A 5,882-nucleotide genomic window follows, 5' to 3' on the forward strand; every position below is an offset into this window, starting at 1 on the left:
GATCTCTTTAAAGAATAAATCCATCGCACGCCCCGCCCATCTTCGATAAGCTTTCGCAAAAACGGGTTCTTCCAAACGCCGATTAATCACTTGCAAAGCAAGAAAGATAGCAGTCTGCTGCCGTACTTGCATAGCAACAATACGCCGCCGCGGTACCTCAAACTGATAATGCAAAATATGAATGGCAATTTGCCGCGCTAATATCGCATCAAACAAGCCATGCGGAGGGTCAATAATATACCGGATCGGTACATGCCGAAAGCCACCACTCACTGCTTTTAAAGAACAGGAAAGCATCATTTGTAACCGTTCAGCTTCTGAATAAGGATTAAAGATTTCTCTTTTTGCCTCTGGCATCCATAAATTATAAGCAGCAACCATAACCACCCCCTATAAAAACAATATGACCACCCCCTAATCGCCAGAACCAACCCATCCAAACGGCTGTTCTATGATGCAACTCTATGCAATTTATCTTGCCTATTTCGTATTGATCTTTAGACATTGATAAACCTCTTTATCTTATGGTATTTAAATTCATGGCAAATGCGTATGATACACGCAAAGCCGTGTAACGAAGTTCAAGCAGCATTACCGCGCAATGCGGACTGTGTTGCCGAATCTGTATTGGCATGTTTTGCTGCTTTAAAAATGCGACGGCGACTTTTGGGGTAGCGGTCGCTAAAAACCTGCTCAACGGGCAAACCGATAAAATCGGCAATAGCACGTTCGGCTTTCTCGTTAGACCGTGTCCAGATATGTTGAACACTGGATGACGATAGTTGATATGCTTTCGCGAGCTCCGCCAAAGTCATGTTACGGCGGCGTAGCTCGGCTAAAATACTATGGCGATCCCATACTTGGATGCATGTTTGTGTGGTTGTCATAACTTTCGCTCCTGCTTCAAACGGATGCTCAAACCATCCGTTTTTTGTGGGGTTAAATGTATAATAAACGCCCTTCGTATCGGGCTCTAATATGAGGTATATCTACAAATGGGATATTAGTCAACCCCATTTGTAAACATTTATAATATGAGACGACAAAAAAATGAGCCCAAAACTGCATTAGCAAAACGACTCACAGAAGTTAGAAAGCTTGTGGGCTTATCTCGTGATATATTTTCACTTAAAATTGGTATCAGTATTCAAGGGCTTGGAAATTACGAACGCGGTGATAGAACTCCAGATGCAACGGTTTTATCAGCATATAAAGAAAAATTTGGAGTAAACCTGAATTGGCTTTTGACCGGTGAAGATGCAATGTTTATAGACATGATGATGGCTCGGTCTTTCAATATCTCTCCACCTACCATTCCTGCTGGTCTCATGAAAAAGCTTGGTCGCATAGCTTATACAACCTATCGCAATGCAAATATAAAACTCCCCCCTGAAGATATAGCGGAACTCGCGGCTGAACTTTATAGAAAACTGCAAGAGCTTGTTCAAAACATCAACGACATGGAAGAGGTCGAAGCGACTTTCCCTCTTCTTAAAATTCATTTAAAGCGTCAAATAGAAGCTGAAAGAGTACATCTAGAAACTACACAAAATACGGCTTAATGCCTCTCTAAGATGAATAGGGGAATCTCTTTTTAAAATCCTGTAATTTAAGCTAACCTAAATATGAATAAGGAGCATTTTTGGCACGCCCCGAACTAGAACCTAAAACCCCATTAGCAAAACGCCTACGTGAAATAAGACGAATCCTCGGAAACGAAGAACGCGGTGCTTTTGCCAAATCTCTTAATTTGGCAAAAAATACGCTTGCAAATTATGAGCTTGGTATAAATGAGCCACCAGCATCTATCGTAATTGCCTATCACAAAATTTATGGCGTAGACTTTCATTGGCTTCTCACTGGAGAAGGCGAAATGTTTACAGACATGGCAAAAGCGAAAGCAGCGGGTTTTAAACCACAAACTATCCCTGCTGGACTCATGAAAAAACTCGGTCGCATAGCTTATACAACCTATCGCGATGCAAATATAAAACTCCCCCCTGAAGATATAGCGGAATTAGCGGCAGAGCTTTATAAAAAGTTACAAGAGCTTGTTCAAGACATCAACGACACGGAAGAGGTCGAAGCAACTTTCCCTCTTCTAAAATTGCATTTAAAGCGTCAAATAGAGGCTGAAAATGCACATCCAGAAACTAAATAAGATACAGCTTAATGCCTCTCTAAAATGAAAAATGAAAGTGGAAATCTTTTTACATTAAAAAATTTATATAAATTATTGATAAAAAATACTTTTTACTCAATTTTTAGAGATTTCCACTTATATATGGAAATCTTTTTTGCTTTTTTGGTTATTTTTGGCTGATTTTGGAGTCAATTGAACTTTTGGATTGATTTTTTTCACAGGGTCTTCAAAGGCGGTTTTCTGGGCTTTCACAGACTTTTCAAAATTTTTCACAGGGTTTTCAAAGACCTTTCAAAACCTTCTTTCATTTTTACCATGAAAACGCACTTTTTTCTGATTTTCACTCTTTTTCGCTCTTTTTTACAATTTTAGGTGTCAAAATCTATTTTGACAAAACGCGCATTGAATGCTAAATTTTATACATAAAAACAACAAATTACCACGTATTCCTACCTAATCCCACCTTTTCCCACTTAGTACAAAACCTAGTGTCAAACTACATCTGTGTTTACGCAAGCTTTTACAACTTGGTTTGATAATTATTTTTCTCAAGAGTTGTCATCTTTTTATCGCTTAAATGAGCTGATCTTGTTTACAGCCTTAGTCAAAAGTAAGCTTGATTTCTTAAGGGATAAACTCATCGAAAAAAGAAAAGAAGAAATTGAATTAATAGATGATGCATGCAGTGTGTGTCTGAATCTGAGTTAATCCAATTTTTTAAAGTCTATGAGGTCGGTTTGTGTCGTTACAGTCATTGTTGTTTCTGGTTTCAATGGGGATGTATGAGTAATGATTAAAGTAACTTGGGCTTTTATATCTTCTTCACGCGCAGCTACAAAAATAAGGATTCCTGTGTACTTATCTTCTGAGGGAGCTATAGAAATATTAACATCGATTTCTTGTCCCGTTCGAAAATCCTTTGCTTTCTCACAGTATCCGGATGATATTGTGTGTGACGTTGGTCTGGCATCAGGATTAACATATGGTGATTGCATTTGCCGCAATCTTATTTCCGGTTTGTATCTAATGCCATATCCAAGAATAAAGCGAGAACCATCTTTTAGCTTTATATTTAAAACGTGGATGACAGTTTGTGCATTGTTTTTTATCTTTAAACAAAGAAGCGTCCACTTGCCTTTTGTTGGCAAGTGGGGTCCAGTTATATATATAGAAGGTGGCGTTCCTAAATCCTCTACTCTTTTGTTATCTAACAAAATTTTAATATGTTCTTCTGACCATTTGGCAAGATCTTTTGTCGATATTGCTTGCTCTTTAAGGACTATCGTCTGTTCTTGGCTTTCTGCAAATTGCTTGCTTATCCATTCTCTATCTTCTTCTCGTTTTTTTGCAGCTGTTTCTAAATCATCTTTGCGGATTTTAGCGGCTTCTTTACGGTCTTTATTTCTTAAAATAAGCGCTACTGAAAGAGATCCGATAAATGACAGGAAACCTGTAAGAAATATCTTTATCCATTCTTGTATCATAACTCCCCCCACTTTTTTAGAATCGTTGGGAGGATACTTTTTCAAAAACATTTTTTCAGGACAAGCAATCACAACACGTTCTGTCATAACACACATATAAATACGTAGAGCCTTAAGGGGGGATTATGATCACTAACGCACAAACCATTTTATATCTTGATCTAGGGACCAAGACAGGCTGGGCAATATGCGGTGCGGATGGTCACATAACAAGCGATACAGAAGATTTTCAATCACGCCGTTTTGAAGGCGGTGGTATGCGTTATTTACGCTTTAAACGGTGGCTTACTGAACTAAAGAGATCTGTTGATGAAATTGACGCGGTATATTTTGAAGAGGTGCGCCGGCATGTGGGTACAGACGCTTCTCATATTTACGGAGGCTTTCTAGCAACCTTAACAGCGTGGTGTGAACATCATCAGATACCATATGAAGGCATTCCTATTGCTACCATTAAGAAAGCAACGACAGGCAAAGGAAATGCTTCAAAAGAAGAAATGATTAAGGCGGTATGTGCAAAAGGACATGTGCCTAAAGATGACAACGAAGCAGATGCTTTAGCAATTTTATATTTAATGAAAGAAGGGGATATACATGTCCAGTAAAATACCATGGACGAGACTGTTTGCCGATAAATGGGCGGTGGTCGTCGATTATTTACCTCCTGTAGAAGGTAATATCTATATGAGATTGCGATTTCGCATGCTTCGTACTGGTGAACCTCTTTTTTGTAATATTAAAGTTTTATCTCATTACACTGGTTATTCAGTAAAGAAATTTGAGACAGCATTGAATGTTTTGCTAGAAGAGGGATACATCATTCGTTTAGAAGATGGTCGTTTATGGAATCTCGATGTTGAAGAAGAATTAAAAAATTGCAATGAGAATTTAAATAAACTTTCAGAAAAAGCTATAAAAGCTGCGAATACTAAGAGAAAAAAACATAAAGATGACTCATCAAAAGACCATGATGATGTCATGATGAAACACATTAACATAGACAATAACATATATAATAAAAAAACTAAAACTAACGTTTTAGCAAAAAAAGAAATTGGTTCTGAAAGTTTAGAAACAAACGAACAGGTTGACGAGCCAACAGAGGTTGCTGCTGTTGAGACCACATCAGAGCAAATCACAACATCATCAGACAACCAACCTTCCATTCACGAGCAAGAGAACGTTCCCAAAAAAGCAAAACGAGCGCAAGCTAATCGCGGTTGTCGATTGCCTACGGATTTTGAACCGGATTACGATTTTGCCATTGCAGAGGGCTTGCCTCCAGAGCGCGTGAAAGTCGAAATCGCAAAATTTCGAGATTATTGGCGTTCAAAAGCCGGAGCAAATGCAACCAAAACCGATTGGCAAGCAACATGGCGTAACTGGGTACGAAAGGCTATCGAGGTTTTAGAAAAAACAAAAAACACGAACAACAATGGTGGAAACAATGGAAATTACACTCAAAAGCAAAAAAGCATTGGGGAGCGTATCGCAGACAGTCTCCTTGATATCGGAAATCGAGGGTATTTTGAAACACATTCATGCGATGATACCTCCGAGCGGTCCGTTTGTTTTGAAGGATGGCAGCCAATTAACGAAACAGCAGGAATCGATTGCTTTAGAGGCTGGTGATCAATTGCAAGAGCTCTTCGCCGTGAAAGCAGGTAAAGAGGATATAGCAAAAGCTATTCGCATGCTGTCGTGTGGTTTGAAAATAGCACAACAATCAGACCATGAGGGAATGGCGTTGACCTATGGAATGGTTTTGGAAAATGTCTCTGCATGGTCACTGATGACAGTGGTCAAACGGATTTTATGTGATGAAATAAATTGTTTATCCGATACGTTTTTTCCGAGCACACGAGAACTTGTCAGGTTGTGTCGTGATTTAGAAAACGATCTTTTGAGAAAAGCCAATTTTGTACGCAATGCTGTTTTGAGATTCCGTGAAAAGGAGTTGAAAGAACAAGCAGGGAAAGAGCATTCAACGCCTATAACGCTTGTTCACAAGCAAGAGCTTGAAGAAACTTTAAATGGCATTGGTGGGATAATGAAACGCTTTGGTTCACAGCAAACTAGTGAAAAGTGCTGATCATTTTACGATTAGACGTACATTTAAATCGACAAAAAGGTACCGTACAAAGCGATTTAAAGATTTTACGATGAAAACCATATCTGTAATATAAAACGCTCTGTACGGTCAAATTTTAGGTAAATAGACCAATTGGTAAAATTATGGACTAAAAACATGAGAA

10 protein-coding genes are annotated in these 5,882 nt (G+C 38.6%); 5 read left to right on the forward strand and 5 right to left on the reverse strand.

Annotated features, from left to right (window positions below; genetic code table 11):
* The 3 genes from ACFIKX_RS02870 to ACFIKX_RS02880 form a co-directional block, all read right to left on the reverse strand.
* A partial coding sequence (locus ACFIKX_RS02870; protein ID WP_375627933.1) for a hypothetical protein occupies window positions 1–381 on the reverse strand: 381 nt, incomplete at its 3' end.
* Window positions 365–505, reverse strand: a complete 141-nt coding sequence (locus ACFIKX_RS02875; protein ID WP_375615419.1) for a hypothetical protein — start codon at window positions 503–505, stop codon at window positions 365–367. The genes ACFIKX_RS02870 and ACFIKX_RS02875, both read right to left, overlap by 17 nt.
* 76 nt (window positions 506–581) lie before the next feature.
* Entirely contained in the window at window positions 582–887 is a 306-nt protein-coding gene (locus tag ACFIKX_RS02880) for a helix-turn-helix domain-containing protein (RefSeq protein ID WP_375627935.1), read from the reverse strand.
* A gap of 147 nt (window positions 888–1,034) precedes the next feature.
* Here ACFIKX_RS02880 and ACFIKX_RS02885 point away from each other — a divergent pair, with 147 nt between their 5' ends.
* Together ACFIKX_RS02885 and ACFIKX_RS02890 are read left to right on the forward strand one after the other, a co-directional pair.
* Window positions 1,035–1,562, forward strand: a complete 528-nt coding sequence (locus tag ACFIKX_RS02885; protein WP_375627936.1) for a helix-turn-helix domain-containing protein — start codon at window positions 1,035–1,037, stop codon at window positions 1,560–1,562.
* An 80-nt stretch (window positions 1,563–1,642) separates the two neighbouring features.
* On the forward strand, window positions 1,643–2,161 hold the full coding sequence (locus tag ACFIKX_RS02890; protein ID WP_375627938.1) for a helix-turn-helix transcriptional regulator: 519 nt from the start codon (window positions 1,643–1,645) through the stop codon (window positions 2,159–2,161).
* Window positions 2,162–2,278: 117 nt separating this feature from the next.
* Here the strand turns inward: ACFIKX_RS02890 and ACFIKX_RS02895 are convergent, their stop codons facing one another.
* Window positions 2,279–2,416, reverse strand: a complete 138-nt coding sequence (locus ACFIKX_RS02895; RefSeq protein WP_375627940.1) for a hypothetical protein — start codon at window positions 2,414–2,416, stop codon at window positions 2,279–2,281.
* A 431-nt stretch (window positions 2,417–2,847) separates the two neighbouring features.
* On the reverse strand, window positions 2,848–3,723 hold the full coding sequence (locus ACFIKX_RS02900) for a hypothetical protein (protein WP_375627941.1): 876 nt from the start codon (window positions 3,721–3,723) through the stop codon (window positions 2,848–2,850).
* 29 nt (window positions 3,724–3,752) lie between these two features.
* Between ACFIKX_RS02900 and ACFIKX_RS02905 the strand changes: the two genes are divergently transcribed.
* Genes ACFIKX_RS02905 through ACFIKX_RS02915 form a run of 3 tightly spaced genes read left to right on the forward strand, consistent with a single transcriptional unit; the run spans window position 3,753 to window position 5,719 of the window.
* Window positions 3,753–4,232, forward strand: a complete 480-nt coding sequence (locus tag ACFIKX_RS02905; RefSeq protein ID WP_375627943.1) for a crossover junction endodeoxyribonuclease RuvC — start codon at window positions 3,753–3,755, stop codon at window positions 4,230–4,232.
* Window positions 4,222–5,259: a hypothetical protein gene (locus tag ACFIKX_RS02910; protein ID WP_375627945.1), complete on the forward strand. Its 1,038-nt coding sequence runs from the start codon at window positions 4,222–4,224 to the stop codon at window positions 5,257–5,259. The genes ACFIKX_RS02905 and ACFIKX_RS02910 overlap by 11 nt, the downstream gene beginning before the upstream one ends.
* Window positions 5,201–5,719 (forward strand): hypothetical protein, encoded by a 519-nt coding sequence (locus ACFIKX_RS02915; RefSeq protein WP_375627947.1) that lies wholly within the window; start codon window positions 5,201–5,203, stop codon window positions 5,717–5,719. Before ACFIKX_RS02910 ends, ACFIKX_RS02915 begins: the two co-directional genes overlap by 59 nt.
* Window positions 5,720–5,882 lie beyond the last annotated feature (163 nt).

This window comes from Bartonella sp. CM86QHHN (assembly GCF_042194695.1).
Lineage (GTDB): Bacteria > Pseudomonadota > Alphaproteobacteria > Rhizobiales > Rhizobiaceae > Bartonella.

Bases quoted from the DNA above. Each gene is read 5' to 3' on its own strand.
- ACFIKX_RS02900 (WP_375627941.1), bottom strand. From the start codon at position 3,723: ATGTGTGTTATGACAGAACGTGTTGTGATTGCTTGTCCTGAAAAAATG.
- ACFIKX_RS02885 (WP_375627936.1), top strand. From the start codon at position 1,035: ATGAGACGACAAAAAAATGAGCCCAAAACTGCATTAGCAAAACGACTC.
- ACFIKX_RS02910 (WP_375627945.1), top strand. From the start codon at position 4,222: ATGTCCAGTAAAATACCATGGACGAGACTGTTTGCCGATAAATGGGCG.
- ACFIKX_RS02875 (WP_375615419.1), bottom strand. From the start codon at position 505: ATGTCTAAAGATCAATACGAAATAGGCAAGATAAATTGCATAGAGTTG.
- ACFIKX_RS02880 (WP_375627935.1), bottom strand. From the start codon at position 887: ATGACAACCACACAAACATGCATCCAAGTATGGGATCGCCATAGTATT.
- ACFIKX_RS02905 (WP_375627943.1), top strand. From the start codon at position 3,753: ATGATCACTAACGCACAAACCATTTTATATCTTGATCTAGGGACCAAG.